The organism is Lysinibacillus sp. CTST325 (assembly GCF_054665055.1).
In genome coordinates this window covers 854,255-871,559 of sequence record NZ_BAAFHO010000001.1, presented here as the reverse complement: position 1 = coordinate 871,559, position 17,305 = coordinate 854,255, and the positions used below count along the sequence as shown (strand labels likewise).

At 39.4% G+C, this 17,305-nt stretch carries 17 protein-coding genes; 16 read left to right on the top strand and 1 reads right to left on the bottom strand.

From position 1 onward, the window contains the following. Window positions 1–194 precede the first annotated feature (194 nt). Complete coding sequence (locus ACYQ73_RS04340; protein ID WP_460011304.1) at window positions 195–809, bottom strand: TetR/AcrR family transcriptional regulator; 615 nt, start codon at window positions 807–809, stop codon at window positions 195–197. A gap of 223 nt (window positions 810–1,032) precedes the next feature. On the opposite strand from ACYQ73_RS04340, the gene ACYQ73_RS04335 reads away from it, so the two are divergent. From ACYQ73_RS04335 to ACYQ73_RS04260, 16 genes are all read left to right on the top strand, one after another. After that, window positions 1,033–1,926, top strand: coding sequence for an NAD(P)-dependent oxidoreductase (locus ACYQ73_RS04335; protein WP_460011303.1), 894 nt, complete (start codon window positions 1,033–1,035; stop codon window positions 1,924–1,926). A 14-nt stretch (window positions 1,927–1,940) separates the two neighbouring features. Next, a complete protein-coding gene (locus ACYQ73_RS04330) occupies window positions 1,941–3,461 on the top strand; it encodes a CoA-acylating methylmalonate-semialdehyde dehydrogenase (protein ID WP_460011302.1) in 1,521 nt (506 codons plus the stop codon). A gap of 84 nt (window positions 3,462–3,545) precedes the next feature. Continuing rightward, the gene (locus tag ACYQ73_RS04325; RefSeq protein WP_460011301.1) at window positions 3,546–4,307 is read left to right on the top strand and encodes a 3-hydroxybutyrate dehydrogenase; all 762 of its coding nucleotides are present in this window, start codon (window positions 3,546–3,548) and stop codon (window positions 4,305–4,307) included. 16 nt (window positions 4,308–4,323) lie between these two features. Further along, complete coding sequence (locus ACYQ73_RS04320; protein ID WP_460011300.1) at window positions 4,324–5,508, top strand: iron-containing alcohol dehydrogenase; 1,185 nt, start codon at window positions 4,324–4,326, stop codon at window positions 5,506–5,508. Between the two features lie 140 nt (window positions 5,509–5,648). Next, complete coding sequence (locus tag ACYQ73_RS04315) at window positions 5,649–6,101, top strand: HIT family protein (RefSeq protein ID WP_460011299.1); 453 nt, start codon at window positions 5,649–5,651, stop codon at window positions 6,099–6,101. Further along, entirely contained in the window at window positions 6,094–6,918 is an 825-nt protein-coding gene (locus ACYQ73_RS04310; RefSeq protein WP_460011298.1) for a protein phosphatase 2C domain-containing protein, read from the top strand. The genes ACYQ73_RS04315 and ACYQ73_RS04310 overlap by 8 nt, the downstream gene beginning before the upstream one ends. A 49-nt stretch (window positions 6,919–6,967) precedes the next feature. Then, on the top strand, window positions 6,968–7,303 hold the full coding sequence (locus ACYQ73_RS04305) for a hypothetical protein (RefSeq protein ID WP_460011297.1): 336 nt from the start codon (window positions 6,968–6,970) through the stop codon (window positions 7,301–7,303). A 263-nt stretch (window positions 7,304–7,566) separates the two neighbouring features. Further along, a complete protein-coding gene (locus tag ACYQ73_RS04300; RefSeq protein WP_460011296.1) occupies window positions 7,567–8,127 on the top strand; it encodes a hypothetical protein in 561 nt (186 codons plus the stop codon). A 219-nt stretch (window positions 8,128–8,346) separates the two neighbouring features. Then, on the top strand, window positions 8,347–9,114 hold the full coding sequence (gene fadH, locus ACYQ73_RS04295; RefSeq protein WP_460011295.1) for a 2,4-dienoyl-CoA reductase: 768 nt from the start codon (window positions 8,347–8,349) through the stop codon (window positions 9,112–9,114). Between the two features lie 115 nt (window positions 9,115–9,229). After that, a complete protein-coding gene (locus ACYQ73_RS04290; RefSeq protein ID WP_323645396.1) occupies window positions 9,230–9,469 on the top strand; it encodes a short-chain dehydrogenase in 240 nt (79 codons plus the stop codon). A gap of 251 nt (window positions 9,470–9,720) precedes the next feature. After that, window positions 9,721–10,161 carry a cyclic-di-AMP-binding protein CbpB gene (gene cbpB / locus ACYQ73_RS04285; protein WP_100543286.1) on the top strand — a complete coding sequence of 147 codons (441 nt, stop codon included), beginning with the start codon at window positions 9,721–9,723 and terminating at the stop codon, window positions 10,159–10,161. A gap of 68 nt (window positions 10,162–10,229) precedes the next feature. Then, window positions 10,230–11,117: a LysR family transcriptional regulator gene (locus ACYQ73_RS04280; RefSeq protein WP_460011516.1), complete on the top strand. Its 888-nt coding sequence runs from the start codon at window positions 10,230–10,232 to the stop codon at window positions 11,115–11,117. A 543-nt stretch (window positions 11,118–11,660) separates the two neighbouring features. Next, window positions 11,661–14,057, top strand: a complete 2,397-nt coding sequence (locus tag ACYQ73_RS04275) for a DUF7408 domain-containing protein (protein ID WP_460011294.1) — start codon at window positions 11,661–11,663, stop codon at window positions 14,055–14,057. Then, window positions 14,057–14,992 carry an ABC transporter ATP-binding protein gene (locus ACYQ73_RS04270; protein ID WP_460011293.1) on the top strand — a complete coding sequence of 312 codons (936 nt, stop codon included), beginning with the start codon at window positions 14,057–14,059 and terminating at the stop codon, window positions 14,990–14,992. Before ACYQ73_RS04275 ends, ACYQ73_RS04270 begins: the two co-directional genes overlap by 1 nt. Beyond that, window positions 14,989–15,834 carry an ABC transporter permease gene (locus ACYQ73_RS04265; RefSeq protein WP_460011292.1) on the top strand — a complete coding sequence of 282 codons (846 nt, stop codon included), beginning with the start codon at window positions 14,989–14,991 and terminating at the stop codon, window positions 15,832–15,834. Before ACYQ73_RS04270 ends, ACYQ73_RS04265 begins: the two co-directional genes overlap by 4 nt. Window positions 15,835–15,846: 12 nt before the next feature. Then, window positions 15,847–17,304, top strand: coding sequence for a hypothetical protein (locus ACYQ73_RS04260; RefSeq protein ID WP_460011291.1), 1,458 nt, complete (start codon window positions 15,847–15,849; stop codon window positions 17,302–17,304). Window position 17,305 lies beyond the last annotated feature (1 nt).

The window sequence follows — 17,305 nt, the reverse complement described above, 5'->3', positions numbered from 1 at the left end:
ATCTAAGCGAAATGCAGGTACAACCTGATCAAAAAAGGACTTGACCCGATCACATCTCCGGTCAACTCGATCAAATAGTGGCTTTACCTGGGCAGTTCTTCTGGCAACCTGAGTGAACGGAGATACAACCGGATCAGAAAAGTTCTTTACCCAAACATAAGCAGTTCCACCTGAGCAAGCATGTCTAAAATGAGCTATTTATTTTCTACTTTCAATCCATCTAACACAATAGCAGTAAATTGCGCCATTTCTGCAGCTAAATTGAAATCTTCATTGTGGATTAACCAATCATAGACATTTGCACGCATACAACGTTGAATAATTGCTTGAATTTGATTAACCTCTATATCGTGACGAAACTCCCCAAGTTGAATACCTTCTTCGATATAACTGTTCATAATTTGGAAAATCATTCTTTGTGGATTTATTAAATAATGATCTTGTTCCACTTGATTTGTCATCGCAGCAGTATACACAGTTCGTAACAAATCTTTTCCAACAACAGTTGTTAAATACTTCATTTGTTCTTGATACAGCAATAAAATTTTTTTACTTGCAGGCAATGTCCGATCAATATTTTTTTCCACAGAGCCATAAAAACTATCTAGCTCTTTAAATTTTTCTAAAATAACATCGTACTTGGATGGGAAGTGTGTGTAAAATGTTCCTTTTGATACATTACAGGCTTTAGTAATTTGCTCAATAGATACATGCTCGAATCCATGTATATTGAATAAATCTAATGATGCTTTGAGTAATTTTTCTCGTGTTTCTAATGCCTTTTTTTGACGGCTAGTCAATGAATTCATATTGGACAATCCCTTCAAGTTAAAGTATTTTACATATTTTTTATAGAAAAATTCTGAAAATATAAAATGTTTTGATTGACGTAATGGATTTGATTTGATTATCATTTAATTGACCGTAGTCAATGACTTTGGTCAATTAATAAATCACGTTATTAATGTTACGATAAAAGAGTAGGGTTTGGCTAGTGTTCATTGGATTTTCAAGGAACGGGGGAGGTCAATAATGACGGAGAAACTAGGTTTTATCGGCTTAGGCAATATGGGGTTACCGATGTCAGTAAATTTATTAAAGGCTGGCTATAAGGTATATGGCTTTGATACTAATTCACAAGCAGTGGAGCAATTTAAAAAAGAAGGTGGAGTTGGGCTTGCAACAGCAAAGGAAGTTGCTGAGCAAAGCGATATTATTATGACGAGCTTGCCGACACCACAAGTAGTGGAACAAGTATATAGATCTGAACAGGGTATAATGCATCATGCTAAGAAAGGAAGTTTATTAATAGACTTTAGTACAGTAAATCCCGAATTGAATGATTCCTTACATAAGGAAGCACAATCATTGGGATTACGATATCTTGGGGCACCTGTTAGTGGAGGTGTTGTAGGTGCTATTAATGCGACACTTACGATAATGGTTGGTGGTGAAGAGGAGGATTATCAAAGTGGCTCCGGAATATTCCGAATAGTAGGAAAGAATATTTATCATCTTGGTACGTCTTCAAGTGTAGGTACACGTATAAAATTACTCAATAATTTAATGATTGGATTTTATACAGAGGCAGTCGCTGAAACAATCGTGCTTGGAGAAAAGATGGGTATTCATGCAGATACATTGTTTGAAGTGTTAAGTAATAGTTACGGTCAAAGCCGTATTTATGAACGTAATTTTTTAGAATACATGAAAAACGACAACTATCAGCCAGGTTTTTCTACAAATCTATTATTAAAAGATTTGAAGCTAGCGAAAAATATGGCAGAAGAAGCAGGGGTACCACTTCGAATCGGGAATAAATTAGTGGATCTTTATAGTGATATTTCTCAGCAAGGCTATGGAGAAAATGATATGTCGGCTGCTTATTTAAGTTTAAAAGAAACATGTAAAATTGAACAATTTTAAAGGAGGACAATAAATTGACAACAGCACAAGAGGTTAAAACTTTAACACACTTTATTGGTGGGGAACTAGTAGAAGGGAAAAGCGGACGCTTCGGTTCAGTATTTAATCCAACGACGGGTGAGGTCATTGCCAAGGTGCCACTTGCCACTGCAGAAGAAACTCGGGAGGCAATCGATAAGGCACAGGCAGCATTTCCACAATGGAGAGATACGTCAGTAGCTAAACGTGCTGAGATTGTCTTAAAGTTCCGTAATCTTATAACTGAAAATATGGAGGAGCTTTTACAAATTATTTGTACAGAAAGCGGTAAAACCATTGAGGATGCGAAAGGCGAAATTACACGTGGTATAGAGTCTGTTGACTTAGCAATCAATGCACCTCATTTAATGAAGGGGGAGTATTCAGTCAATGTTGGTGGTGACATTAATGCTTACTCTGCTAAATACCCATTAGGTGTTGTAGCGGCTATTTCGCCATTTAATTTCCCAATCATGGTACCTTTAGCGCAAACAAGTATGGCAATTGCTGTGGGCAATGCCGTTATTTTAAAAGCTTCCGAACGTGTTCCTATGACTGCTTTATTTGTTAGCGAGCTTTGGAAAAAGGCTGGGTTACCGGATGGTATTTGGACGGTAGTAAATGGAGATAAAGATGCAGTTAATGAATTATTAGAAAACCCGAGTGTGGAAGCAATTTCATTTGTAGGGTCGACACCAGTTGCCAAATATATTTATGAAACAGGCTCGAAATACGGTAAACGTGTCACAGCACTTGGTGGAGGAAAAAACAATATGGTTGTTATGCCTGATGCAGATCTTGATCAGGTAGCAAATGCATTTATCGGCGCAGCTTATGGAGCGGCCTCTCAACGTTGTATGGCTATTTCTACGATTATGCCTGTTGGAAAGGATACAGCAGATCGCCTTGTTGAAATATTAAAGGAAAAAATCACAAACTTGAAGGTAGGCTCATATACAAATCCAGAGACAGATTTTGGCCCTGTCATTTCACAGCAATCGAAGGAAGCGATTATTGCTGCGATCAATCGAGGAGAGTCTGAAGGGGCAACAGTTGTTTGTGATGGTCGTGAACTTGATATTGTCAAAGAGTCAAAAGGATTCTTTGTAGGGCCAACATTGCTAGATAACGTAAAACCAGGCATGGAAATTTATGAACAAGAAATATTTGGTCCAGCACGAAATGTTGTACGTGTTGATTCATTGGACGAAGCCATCCAACTTATTAATAAGCATGAGCTTGGAAATGGGGTAACAATCTTTACGAATGACGGTTTAGCAGCTCGTAAATTTACAACAGAAATCGATGTTGGAATGGTTGGCGTGAATGTACCAATTCCAATCCCAGTAGGCTACCATAACTTTGCTGGATTTAAAGGTTCTCGTTTTGGAGAAGGTCATATGTTTGGTCCTGATCAAGCACGCTTCTTCACAAAAACAAAAACAATATCAGAGCGTTGGATGACAGGGCATGCTTCAACAGCATCTACGTTTGCATTCCCAAGCAATAACGACTAATACAAATGAAGAGCTGTATTCTTTTACAGCTCTTTTTAAATGGCTCAAATCATAGATAGGATTCATTATTCCAGGAGGGATTGCGTGAAAGGAAAAACAGTTTTTATTACTGGAGCAGCCCGTGGTATCGGGTTATCCATGGCGCTAGCGTTTGCTGAGCAGGGAGCGAACGTCGTGATAACAGATATGAATGAACAGCTTTTAGCGGAGGCAATTCAACACTATCCACAATTAACTGCATACACATGTGATGTTACGAATGAACAGGCAATACGTGATGCGATTGACTTTACTATTAAAAAGTTTAAGACAATAGATATTTTAATTAACAACGCAGGGTTTCAGCATGTTTCTCTTATAGAGGATTTCGCGACGGAAATCTTCGAATCCATGCAAAAAGTGATGCTTGTTGCACCTTTTGTAGCAATGAAATATGTCTTACCACATATGAAGCAAAATAAGTTTGGACGCATTATAAATATGGCATCTATTAATGGCGTTATTGGGTTTGCGGGTAAGGCTGGCTATAATGCGGCCAAACATGGACTTGTCGGTCTCACGAAAGTGGCGGCACTAGAGGTTGCAACTGAGGGGATAACCGTGAATGCCATTTGTCCAGGCTATGTCGATACAGAATTAGTGCGTAATCAATTTACGGATTTGGCAAAAACAAGGGGAATTCAAGTAGAGGAAGTGCTTGAGCAGGTACTTTACCCACTCGTTCCTCAAAAACGCTTACTAGATGTATCGGAAGTTACAGGACTTGCGCTTTATTTAGCTAGTGATATCGCAAAGGGTATAACAGGTCAAGCAATACTTTTGGATGGCGGTTATACAGCACAATAGCTTAGGAGGATGAAATATGATTCAAACAAAAACAATTTATACGGTTCATTCGCCAGGAACGATCGTTTATGGACGAGATTCTTTTGAAGAAGTAGGCGACTATGCGAAAAAATTGGGGACTAAGGCTCTTATCATTAGTGATCCGATAATGGATAGCTTAGGCTTTGTTAATCAATGTAGTACTTTATTAAGAGCTAGTGGTTTGGAAGCGATTTCATTTTTAGGCGTAACAACGGAACCAATAGATACGTATGTAGCAGAGGGGCTCCATATTTTAAAATCTGAGGGCTGCGATATTATTATTTCCGTCGGTGGTGGGAGCTGTATCGATACAGGAAAAGCAATCGCAGTAGTTGCAACGAATGGTGGCTACATTGGTGATTATATGAAAATGGCAAAAATTGCAGAGCAAACACCGATCCCACATATCGCTATACCGACAACAGCAGGAACAGGCTCAGAAGCCACGGATGCAACAGTCATTACGAATACGGAAAATGACGTGAAAATGATGATAAAGCAACCTGCATTTATGCCAAACATAGCAATCGTAGATCCGATTTTAACGGTTACTTCTCCACCCTCCATCACTGCAGCGACTGGTATCGATGCATTAAGTCATGCCATCGAAAGTTATTTATCTCGATTAGCACATCCTTATTCGAATGTGCTGGCACTATCAGCCATGGAGTTAATCGTAAATAATATTTTAAAAACTTATGAGCAAGGTAATGATATTGAAGCTCGGGAAGCGATGTCACTAGGCTCAATGCAAGCCGGTCTTTCATTTTCAAATGCTTCTGTTGCTTTAGTACATGGCATGTCTCGTCCAATTGGAGCGTTATTCCATGTGCCCCACGGTATTTCAAATGCCATGCTTTTGCCAGCAGTATTAGAATTTTCAAAGGACGCTTGTGTCGATCGACTAGCGGATTTAGGTAAATTTTTTAATAAAGATAATGAGCAGTTATCTCAAGAGGAGCTTGCCGATTTAGCTATTGTTTCGATAAAGGGAATGTGCAAGAAGATGGATATAGGAAATTTAAAACAGTGGGGAATTGAAGAACAAGCCTTTTACGCAGCTATTCCAAAAATGACAGCTGATGCAATTGCTAGCGGTAGCCCTGGAAATAATCCTAAGGTTCCGACACAGGAAGAGCTAATGGAGCTTTATAAAATTGCCTATCATTATGAGTTTTAGGAATTTGAAAAGAAACTGTCTAAAATAGAGGTACAAATTATTGTAATTTGTATCTCTATTTTTATTAGTTTAGGAAAATATTCAAATGTATTAATAGTTGTGTTATAATTTTGAAAATTTAAACAAAGAGGTGGATGTTAATGGAAGAATGTTTTATTTGCAATAAACACACAGGCAACATTCAAACTTCAGGGGTCATGATTTATGAAGACGAATATGTTTATGTTGGGCATATAGATAGGAATGGAGCACCCAATTATTTAGGTCATATCATGATAGATTTAAAAAGACATGTCCCTACTCTCGGAGATATGACTCTAGAAGAGGCAAAAGCATTTGGCGTTATTATGGCTAGAGTTAGTAAGGCAATAATGGAGTGTGAAAAGGCAGAGCATATCTATTCATTGGTTTCTGGAAATTCAGTACCACATTTGCATATGCATTTAATTCCTCGATATCCTAACACCCCTAAACAGTATTGGGGACCGAATGATGTTTATGATTGGGAAGATGCTCCAATGGGTGACAATAGCGAAGTAGTTAAACTTTGTACACGTATTAGAGCATATCTGGAGAATAATGCATATGAGTGATTCTATAGAAGATTTTAGTTGGATAGGTAGTCAAGATAACTTCATAGATCACCCAAATCTTTATCAAATTAATCATGTTATTGTTGGACGATATGGTGGTAATTCCGATGCAGGCCAATATAAAAACGAAGATGGCTGTTTAGTATGGCTCGATGAAAAGCAAGATTGGGAATTTTCTATTTTACTAGATGCGCATAATACATCTGAGAGCGCTCAAATCATTATTGAGCAATTTTTTTATTATAAAGATGAAATTAAACATTTATTATCATTACCAACAAACCATCAAACCTTTAAAAGACTTGAAGAGAAGATTTTAACGATATTTCAATCCGAAGAGTTCTTATCTGTTTGCAGGAATATTACTGGAGAAACTGCATGCTTAATCGTCGTAAGAAAAGATAAATATGTATGGTGGTTTTCAGTTGGAGACTGTGTTCTTTTTTTATTTCATCAGGAATTGGCTGCATTAGGTCAGTTTCAATTAAATCAAAGGCAATTTTACGAATGGATAGGACAAGTCAATACTTTTGAACAGGACGTCCCTTGCTACAGTGTTGGAATTAAAGAATTAAGAAAAGGAGAAAATCGCCTTTTTCTAACCACAGATGGCTTACTTGAATGTCCTCATGAACCATATTCAAACCCTATTAACATTTATAATTCATTTTTTAACGCTAAGGATCAAGAGAGCATTTGGTCAATGTTAAATAATATCAAAAAAAATGGTGTCAGAGATAGCACCACTATCGTTTTTTGGAAAGTTAATATTGCAAAGGAAGCCACTAAAGCAAGTAATCAAGAAGCGAGTTCTTAATCTCCGCGCGCGAATACCCGCGGAAGAGAGGTGGATACTCGCGCGCGCCATGGAAATACCCGCGGAAGGGAAGCAAATACCCACGGAAGAGAAGCGAATCCCCCCGCGCCAGAGAAATATTCGCGGAAGAGAAGTAAATACCCACGGAAGAGAAGCGAATCCCCCCGCGCCATGGAAATACCCGCGGAAGAGAGGCAAATACCCGCGGAAGAGAGGCAAATACCCGCGGAAGAGAGGCAAATACCCGCGGAAGAGAGGCAAATACCCGCGGAAGAGAGGCAAATACCCGCGGAAGGGAGGTAAATCCCCACGGAAGGGAGGTAAATCCCTGCGGAAGGGAAGCGAATCCCCACGCGCCATGGAAATACCCGCGGAAGAGAGGTAAATACCCGCGGAAGAGAGGTAAATCCCCGCGGAAGAGAGGTAAATCCCCGCGGAAGGGAGGTAAATACCCGCGGAAGAGAGGTAAATCCCCGCGGAAGAGAGGTAAATCCCCGCGGAAGGGAAGGAAATACCCGCGGAAGAGAGGTAAATCCCCGCGGAGGAGAGGCAAATCCCCGCGGAAGGGAAGCAAATACCCACGGAAGAGAAGCGAATCCCCCCGCGCCAGAGAAATATTCGCGGAAGAGAAGTGGATACTCGCGCGCCATGGAAATCCTCGCGAAAGGGAAGCAAATACCCGCGGAAGGGAAGCGAATCCCCACGCACCATGGAAATACCCGCGGAAGAGAGGTAAATCCCCGCGGAAGAGAGGTAAATCCCCGCGAAAGAGAGGTAAATACCCGCGGAAGAGAGGTAAATCCCCGCGAAAGAGAGGTAAATCCCCGCGGAAGAGAGGTAAATCCCCGCGGAAGGGAAGCAAATCCCCGCGGAAGAGAGGCAAATCCCCGCGGAAGGGAAGGAAATACCCGCGGAAGAGAGGTAAATACCCGCGGAGGAGAGGCAAATACCCGCGGAAGGGAAGCAAATACCTGCGGAGGAGAGGCAAATACCCGCGGAAGGGAAGCAAATACCCACGGAAGAGAAGAGAATCCCCCCGCGCCAGAGAAATCCCCGCGGAAGAGAAGCGAACCCCCGCGCCCGCCAGAGAAATCCCCGCGGAAGAGAAACAAATCCCCCCCCGCGCCAGAGAAATATTCGTGGAAGAGAAGTGGATACTCGCGCGCCATGGAAATACCCGCGGAAGAGAAGCGAACCCCCGCGCGCTAGAGAAATACCCGCGGAAGAGAAGAGAATCCCCCCGCGCGCCACAGAAATCCCCACGGAAGAGAAGAGAATCCCCCCGCGCCAGTAAAATACCCCCACAACTTAAGAATCCCTGCTAACAGGACCGATCCATGTCGTTTTGCAGAATTAATATGACATATACGAGAAAATATAGTAATATTTATATGAATCACCATTCATTTTTTAAAAGGGGGAAATCGTATGTTGCAGGGGAAAACAATTATTATTACAGGTGGATCAAATGGCATGGGGCTTTATATGGCAAAGCAATTCGTTGCTGAAGGGGCAAATGTTGTCATTACAGGTCGTAATGAGGAGCGATTAGCAGAGGCGAAAGCTTTTATTTTAGAGGTTGGAAAAACGATTGAAACATTCCAAATGGATGTTCGAGTGCCTGAACATGCAGAGGCAATGCTAGCATTTGCTGTTGAAAAGTTTGGACAAGTTGATGGGCTTGTGAATAATGCGGCTGGTAATTTTATAGTGCGTGCAGAGGATTTATCATCAAATGGTTGGAAGACTGTTATTGATATTGTTTTAAATGGGACATTCTTTTGTTCTTCGGCAGTTGGTAAGTACTGGATTCAAAATAATATTAAGGGATCTATTCTTAATATGGTTGCAACTTACGCATGGAATGCAGGTGCTGGTGTTATTCATTCTGCAGCAGCTAAAGCAGGTGTATTGTCATTAACTCGAACGTTGGCTGTTGAATGGGGGAAACAATATGGCATTCGAGTAAATGCGATTGCTCCTGGTCCAATTGAGCGTACGGGTGGTGCGGAAAAGCTTTGGGAATCAGAGGCTGCAGCTGCTCGTACGCTAGACTCTGTTCCGTTAGGCCGGACAGGTACTCCTGAAGAAATTGCAGATTTAGCTACATTTATAATGTCTAATAAAGCAAGTTACATGAACGGTGAATGTGTGACACTTGATGGCGGGCAATGGCTTAATCAGTATCCATTCTAAATTTTTTCTGTGTAGCGACAGCGGCAATTAGGCTGAGGCATAATTGATAACAAAAACTTTGCATAATGGAGAGCTGGGTTGACGCATACTAAGGGGAAAGAAAGGAGTTTTGCCTATGGGTATGTGGTTAATACCGGCTCTTATTGCCATTACGATTATTTCTGCCATTTCGCTTGTGTCGACGCTGAAAATTGCTAAAATGACGTCTCAACGGAAATCAGAAAATGATACGCCGATTTCTGAAACCGTTGAAGAGTATTCGACTATGCTCAACCCAGTTGTTTGGGTATATATCATTTTTTTACTCTTTTTAGGAATAATGATTTTTTATTACTGGAGTAAGGCTGGATATTAAGTAAATAATATCTTCATTCAGTTCATATTTTATAAATGAGGCTGGATGAAGATATTTCTTCATTGCCCTCAAATAAAACTCTCGTATATATGGACTTTCAATACTTAGTTTTGTTCAAAATGCTAAAATAATTCGTTACTTTATAAAAAACTCTTCTCGGCCTTGTCGTAGTCATAAAAGGAATAGTTATGATATGATAAAAGGGAAGCATCCTGTTCTGCAAAGCGAGGACAGAAAAGGAGAAGAAGTTCATGATTTCAACTAACAGCAAAGATTTATTAGCAATGCCAATTAGTGATTTTATTATTTCATCTGAAAAGGTTGCGCATGTACAAAGTGGAAATAGTGCGGAACATGCACTCTTAGTACTTACACGTACAGGGTATTCATCGATACCTGTTTTAGATTTGAAATATCGACTTCAAGGTTTACTAAGTATGAAAATGATTACTGAATCCATTCTTGGACTAGAACATATTGAATATGAAAAGCTACCCGATATTAAAGTAGATACAATAATGGAGAAAGATATCGCTGTATTAAAGTTGACGGATACTTTTCAGCGAGCGCTCGACTTAGTTATTAATCACGCCTTTTTATGTGTTGTGGACGAAGAAGGAACATTTGCGGGAATTTTAACGAGACGTGTTATATTAAAGCAATTGAAAAAATATATTTATCAAAAAGAGTAGTAGTTTAAGAGGGAACTCAGATGAAAATCATGAGGCCCTCTTTGCTTGTATCGGAGGTTTACTGATTGATGGCAACAGAGGCTGAAATTTTAAAAGTACTAGCAGAGGAACGTAATATGCGTAAAGCAGCAGAACGTTTGTTTTTATCTCAGCCAGCACTTTCACAACGGTTGCAGACTATTGAAAAGGACTGGGGTGCGCAGTTATTTATTCGTTCGCAAAAAGGACTTACGGCGACACCTGCGGGAGAACTTATTATTGCCTATGCAACTGAAATGCTCAGCAAAAAAGAAGAGATATTTGAAACGATCCAATCATTAACGACAAAAGTAAACGGGACATTGAAAATCGCCTGTGCATCGATTGTCGGCCAAAACTGGCTTCCGATAATATTAAAGGATTTTGTATCGAAATATCCTGATGCAAAAATCTCTCTTATGACTGGCTGGAGCTCTGAAATTGTAAAAGCGCTTTATGAGGGTGAGGCTCATATAGGGATTGTGCGTGGGCAGGTTGATTGGAAAGGGGAAAAAATTCACCTATTTCGTGACACCCTTTATTTAGTAGATAAAGAGCTAAAAACTATAGAAGATGTCCTGACGACAGACCGACCTTTTATTCAATATAAAAGTGATTCCAATTACTATCAGGAAATTCAACAATGGTGGCAGCAGCATTTCGCTTCAAATCCAAGAAAGCAAATTTTAGTGGATCAGATTGAAATTTGTAAGCAAATGGCATTGAACGGCATTGGTTATGCTATTTTACCTTCAATCACTTTAAGTGACAATGATGGCATTAATAAAATAGCATTAACGAATAATGAAAAAGAATTTGGTATAACGCGTGATACTTGGTTAATTGGCTATGAATCTTCATTTGAGTTACGACAAGTAGAGGCTTTTGTAGAGGTAGTGCAAGACCATGCACGATGTTTGTTTGATTATACGAAATAAAAATAATATCAAGGCAGTCTCAAGTGATTCACTTGGGATTGCCTTTTTTTACTCTCCTTAATAGCCTGATTGGTGAAAGACAATCAAGATTCCAGCTGATTAAAGTTGCACTTAATGAGCAATTTTTAGTCTATAGACAAAAGTTAAGACTCTATTTATTAAAACATGAGCCCTGCATATAGTTAATTGGAGTGGAGACTGCGCAACTCCTTGGGGATCAGCAATTAGAGGAACGAAGGCTAAAACCATCACGTCCTGTGATAAACGCCTTCGTGACCAACCTCGTGTTGGCCCGAGACCCTGGAGCGAGCAGCGCGAGTGAAGCGGCTCATCGGACGCCCCCAGGAAGCTTTGCTCTGTGCGAAAGCGAAGCGACAGCAACAAAGCGCCCAGTAGGAACGGAAATCAACCACACATTTTGATGATTAGTTAATTCTTAAGAGTTTATGAATATTCATGAAGATGTCGTAAGAAATGGAACAAAATGCAATTTTAAACGTATAATTATGTAGCCAGCAATTTACATAAAAAGGGGTTGAGTTTTTGAAAAAAAAGAATATTACGGCATTCATACTGCTTTTCATGCTTGTTATCAGCCTTATTTTACCTATGGAGAAGGCAAGTGCAGCAGCTACATTGGATGTCCAAGCTAAGGCAGGGATTGCAGGTAAAGCAAAATATCAATCAGTTGTGCCAATTCAAATAACAGTAAAAAATAATGGTACAGATTTTTCTGGAGATATGGTCATCGATGCTTCCGGTTCCTATCAAGCTGCGTCAGCTAAAGTGCTTCCAATAGATATAGCGGCGGGAGAAGAAAAAACATTTGATATTTATCTAGAAGGTATCGATAACTATAATAACTCGAATGCAGATTCTTTCGCGTTTTTTGAAGGAGGTATAGAAAAAGGAAAAAAGGTTGCTTATAAAGGAACAAAGCAGCTACAAGGTAACCTTTTAGATCCTTCATCGGTTTTTATTTATACATTAACGGATAAAAGTGATCGTTTATCAGCATTTTTCAAGCTATCCCAATTAGCTCCTCAAAATAATGTTGAAGTTTTCAATTTAAAGCAAATCAAGGATTATAAACTGCCAGAGGATACACAAGGATTTGCAATGGCGAATGTTATCGTCATCGATGAAATTGCTATTGCTGATTTATCGCAAAAGCAACAAGAGTCCTTGCTAAATTGGGTACAGAATGGTGGAACATTATTAGTAGGAGCTGCTGATCAAGTAAATGCAACAGCAGGTATTTTCAAGGATTATTTACCATTAGCATTATCCGAGCAAATGACATCCGTTTCTGCAGATAGCCTATCAAAATTATCAGGCGGAGGAACTTTTAAACAACCTATTTCTATTTATGGGGCAACTGAAAAGCAAGGAAGTACTCCTGTATTAACAGATAACAATAAGATTTTAGCGGCTAAGAAAAAAGTAGGCAGTGGAGAAATTATTCAAACAGCCTTTTCTTTAGGAGATCAACCACTTGCATCTATGGATGGCTACCCAGCACTAGTGGCAAAATTGATAAATATTCAAAAGATGTCACAACAAGGGATGATGGTAAATGGACAGTCACCAGTGGATCAGATTTCATATGACCTGCGTAACATAAATGAACTATTCCCTTCGTTTGAAGTATCTGTTAGCTATATGCTAATAGTTATTATTTTATATATTTTAATTATCGGACCTATTTTATATTTCATTTTAAAGAAAATAGACAAACGTGAGCATGCATGGTGGATCATTCCTGCGATATCAATTGTGTTATCTATTGCTCTATTTATTTTTGGTGCAAAAGATCGAATTGGGCAACCGCAAATTCAACAATCTGCATTTTATAAAATAAATGAAGATAGTAGTGTAAATGGTTATTATGTAGAGTCCATTTTAACGAATCGTAGTGGCGATTTTGTTGTTAATGCAGATAAGAATACAAGTGCAATCGCGCTGCGAAATTCTAATGATTTCGCAGGGGTAAGGGAGGATTTACACGAAATATCCTATATTAAGGAAAATGCCAATGGTTCAACGTTAACATTACGTGATTTAAGCTATTGGTCTGTGCAATCGTTTGCAGGGAAGTCAGCGGCACAAAATATTGGGAAGATGGATATCGATATTACGTTAAATAATGAAAAGCTAACTGGGACAATTAAGAACAATTTCCCGTTTGCCATAAAGGACGTTACTCTAATCTCTGGCATTAAAGAAGTTAAACTTGGCGACATCGAAGCGAACGGTACACTTAAAGTCGACACAGAGCTAAAAGCAACGGTTCTTCAAAAACCATCTGATTTTACTAATTACAATTTTAATAATTATCCAACGAAGAAGGAAGACGTGAATCCTTCACGTATCGAGCGTATGAAATCTATGGCATTACCGCTTGTAGAAAGTGATAAAAAACCTGTCATTACAGCATGGGCAGACCAAGCAATTGCTGGGGTTGAGCTAGAAACAAGTGCTAGTATGTCACCGATTTCCTATTTTGTTCAGCCATTTGAAGGCAAAGTAGAGTTATCAGGACCATTTACGATGAAACGTAACAACTTTACGTATTCAGTAAACCAACTGTCTCCTAATTCGTATGCTGAAAAAGTAGATGAACAATTAAATAGTTGGCGCTTGTCTGATGGTTCCTACGAAGTATCCATCGCGATGCCAGATAAGTTTATGAATTCAGTTCAAACATTAAACGAATTGACAGTTTCAAATAAGGATATTGACCGCATGCAGCTATCGATTTGGAATAACGAAACGAAAAATTATGAGCCATTGGTAGATGCGAAACAGGTGTTTACAGGTAACATAAAAAAATACTTCAATAATAATGATGAATTGCTGATTGAGATTAAATTCGGACCAGATCAAACAGGTGAGGAAACAAGATTACCAGATGTAGAGCTGAAGGGAGTGGCGAAATAATGATTGAAATTCGTGATTTAACGAAAAGATACGGCTCCTTCACAGCACTAGATCATTTGAATTTATCTTTGGAGGAAGGGGTTGTCTTTGGTTTTGTAGGTGCCAATGGGGCAGGTAAATCGACTACATTCTCGATTTTAGCAACCTTGCTATCTCCAACTTCAGGTGATGCCATTATTAATGGGAAAAGCGTTATTAAGGAACCAAAGGAAGTTCGAAAACAAATTGGGTATATGCCAGATTTCTTTGGCGTTTATGATCAACTAAAAGTAGACGAATACTTAGACTTTTACGGTGCCAGCTACGGCATTGGGGCAGCTGAACGAAAAGTACTTATTCCACAGCTACTAGAGCTCGTAAATTTAACAAATAAACATCATGAATATGTTGATTTATTGTCACGTGGGATGAAGCAGCGTCTATGTTTGGCACGTGCACTTATCCACGATCCGAAAGTATTAATTTTGGATGAACCTGCTTCAGGCTTGGATCCACGTGCCCGGGTAGAAATGCGAGATATTTTACGGAATTTAAAATCTATGGGAAAAACGATTTTAATCTCCTCACATATTTTGCCTGAGCTTGCAGAAATGTGTGATGAAATCGGTGTGATTGATAATGGTAAGCTTATCGCTCATGGCAATGTGGCTTCCATTCAAGCGCAGCTGCAGGGGGAGAAGCGTATCGTAGTAAAAGTAACGGATCGTTTAAACGAGGTACGTGCGTTTTTGGAGGAGGATCCACTGATCTCTTCTATAGATGTAATGGATAATCGCTTAGAGATAGCCTTTAATTACCGAGGAACAGATGACGATCAGGTAGCACTATTGAAAAAGGCAATACTTGCGAATTTACCTATTTATGCATTAAGCGAAGAGGAAAAAGATTTAGAGGATGTCTTTATGGCTATTACGAAGGGAGCGGACAATCAATGATGGAACGATTTTATAATCCAGTATTCGTAAAAGAATTGAAGTTACGCTTCCGTTCTTTTAAAAGCTTTTCAGGGTTAATGTTTTATTTAGCGGTTATTAGTATTTTTATCGTAGGATTTTTGCTTATAACAACGGGATTCACAGGCAAGGGTTTCTTTAGACCAGACACAAGCTTTATGATGTTCGCAGTCTTAACAATATTACAAATGGCGCTTGTTCTTTTCATTACACCGAGCTTAACTGCCGGTGCAATTAGTAGTGAAAGGGAAAAGCAAACATTAAATATTTTACTAACAACGACACAAAGCTCTACTCAAATCATTATTGGAAAATTATTATCCTCGGTAGCATTTTTAGTATTAATGCTTATCGCAGGGTTACCATTGTATAGTTTAGTGTTTTTATTTGGAGGCGTATCACCGTCTCAATTAATCTCGATATTTTTATTTTATTTATTAACAGTTGTAGCCATTGGTAGTATTGGTGTTATGTTTTCAACCATTACAAAGCGAACAATTGTTGCGATGATTTCAACGTATGGTTCGATCATTTTTTTAGGTGGCATTACAGCGTTTTTCTTCTTCTTATCAATGGCCTTCCATCAAATGGGGAATGCCACAGGTACTGGTACTTCTTATATGACTTACTTCTGGGCTTCTATTAACCCAGGTGCATTAATGCTTACGCTTACTTCATCATCTATGGGCGATGCTTTAGTGCAAGTTTCAGGAGTGAAATTACCTGTATGGATTAGTTATTTAATAGCTTATTCATTGATCATTGTTGTTTGTTTAACAATTGCGATTAAAAAATTACGTGCCAATATGAAAAGTAATCGATAAGGAGGAAATCTTATGGAGCGTCGTAAGCAATTACGAAAATATATTCAACGTGCAAAGACGAGTTTAACAGTAGAAAGAAGCATTCCAATTGCACAGTACGGCTTGTTTTTGGCGTTGCTTTCGAGTGCTGCCCTCTTCCTCGTTTCAAGGCTCTTTGTTTGGCCGTATTATCGTCAAACAGCTCTTGCTATCTTTATCGTTGTCATACTAGCAACAGTCCTGTTTATGTGGTGGAAGCGTATAAAAGAAAAGGAAGCATTGCATACACTGGATGATTATTTTTCTCACAATGAGCTTGTGACAGCCTTATCGTTCAAGGACGATAAGGACCCACTCGTTCAATCTCTACTAACGAAAGCGATCGAGAACGTTGAAAAGGCATTTGCTGATTTTAAGGCTCGAAAGAAAAATTTGTTTCGTCCAAAAGCATTGATTGGCTTATTTGGAACAGCTGTCGTACTGGCCATTCTTTATATGTTCCCAGCAGCTTCACAAATTGAAGCAATTGAGGTCGAAAAAGAAAAAGCTGTCATTGAAGACGTAAAGAAGGAAGTTGCTCAATTAGAGAAAAAAGCAGAAACAAAAGAAGTGAAAGAGCAATTAAAAGAATTGCAAAATACGTTAAAAAAGACAGAAACAGCTGAAGAGGCATTACGCGAAGTTGTGAAAAAGCAAAAGGAGCTTGCTTTAAAGGAGCAACAATTAAAGGCAAAGCAAACGGCTAGTAAGGAGGGCGCTTCTGATGACAAAGGCTTATCGAAAGAAGAAGTGGAGCAATTGAAGGAGCTCGCCCAAATGCAGCAGGAGCTAACGCAAAATGCAAATGCTACTCAGACAGCTATGAGCAAGCTTGGGAAACCTGCAAGCAATACTCTACAAAATGCAATTGCAAGTGCCAATAGTGCCAATAGTGCCAATAGTGCCAATAACAATCAGCAAAACAATCCTAATACCAATCCGTCAGCGAATTCACAGCAAAGTAATCAACAAAGTCAAACAGGACAACAAGGCCAAACTAATTCTCAAAATGGATCCCAACAGGCTAGTGGTAAAGGTCAGGCACAAGGATCGAATCAGAGCAATCAACAAGGACAAGGACAAGGTCAAGGACAAGGTCAAGGTCAAGGACAAGGTCAAGGTCAAGGACAGGGTCAAGGACAAGGTCAGGGAAATGGCAATGGTCCAGGTCATGGTGCAGGCAAAGGACAGGGCGGTCGTGATTTATTAACGACCCCGAATAGAATGGGTGGCTCTAGTCAGACTTCAGTTGATGGTGGAGCATTAGGAGATGGATCACATGTATCAGAGCAACAAGGAAATGGTCCGATTACTAAAGGTTCTATCCGCCCATATGAGGAAGTTATAGGTTCCTATAAAGGTAGCTATTTAGAAAGCTCAGAGCGTTTACAATTACCGAAAGATTTACAAAATGTCGTGCAATCTTATTTCACGTCAATTGAGTCTAAGTAGG

What these genes read in the sequence shown, in the direction of transcription:
- ACYQ73_RS04315 (WP_460011299.1), top strand. Translation starts at nt 5,649, where the DNA reads ATGGAAGAATGTTTTATTTGCAATAAACACACAGGCAACATTCAAACT.
- ACYQ73_RS04280 (WP_460011516.1), top strand. Translation starts at nt 10,230, where the DNA reads ATGGCAACAGAGGCTGAAATTTTAAAAGTACTAGCAGAGGAACGTAAT.
- ACYQ73_RS04265 (WP_460011292.1), top strand. Translation starts at nt 14,989, where the DNA reads ATGATGGAACGATTTTATAATCCAGTATTCGTAAAAGAATTGAAGTTA.
- ACYQ73_RS04260 (WP_460011291.1), top strand. Translation starts at nt 15,847, where the DNA reads ATGGAGCGTCGTAAGCAATTACGAAAATATATTCAACGTGCAAAGACG.
- ACYQ73_RS04300 (WP_460011296.1), top strand. Translation starts at nt 7,567, where the DNA reads ATGGAAATCCTCGCGAAAGGGAAGCAAATACCCGCGGAAGGGAAGCGA.
- ACYQ73_RS04290 (WP_323645396.1), top strand. Translation starts at nt 9,230, where the DNA reads ATGGGTATGTGGTTAATACCGGCTCTTATTGCCATTACGATTATTTCT.
- cbpB (WP_100543286.1), top strand. Translation starts at nt 9,721, where the DNA reads ATGATTTCAACTAACAGCAAAGATTTATTAGCAATGCCAATTAGTGAT.
- ACYQ73_RS04305 (WP_460011297.1), top strand. Translation starts at nt 6,968, where the DNA reads ATGGAAATACCCGCGGAAGGGAAGCAAATACCCACGGAAGAGAAGCGA.
- ACYQ73_RS04335 (WP_460011303.1), top strand. Translation starts at nt 1,033, where the DNA reads ATGACGGAGAAACTAGGTTTTATCGGCTTAGGCAATATGGGGTTACCG.
- fadH (WP_460011295.1), top strand. Translation starts at nt 8,347, where the DNA reads ATGTTGCAGGGGAAAACAATTATTATTACAGGTGGATCAAATGGCATG.
- ACYQ73_RS04270 (WP_460011293.1), top strand. Translation starts at nt 14,057, where the DNA reads ATGATTGAAATTCGTGATTTAACGAAAAGATACGGCTCCTTCACAGCA.
- ACYQ73_RS04320 (WP_460011300.1), top strand. Translation starts at nt 4,324, where the DNA reads ATGATTCAAACAAAAACAATTTATACGGTTCATTCGCCAGGAACGATC.
- ACYQ73_RS04310 (WP_460011298.1), top strand. Translation starts at nt 6,094, where the DNA reads ATGAGTGATTCTATAGAAGATTTTAGTTGGATAGGTAGTCAAGATAAC.
- ACYQ73_RS04340 (WP_460011304.1), bottom strand. Translation starts at nt 809, where the DNA reads ATGAATTCATTGACTAGCCGTCAAAAAAAGGCATTAGAAACACGAGAA.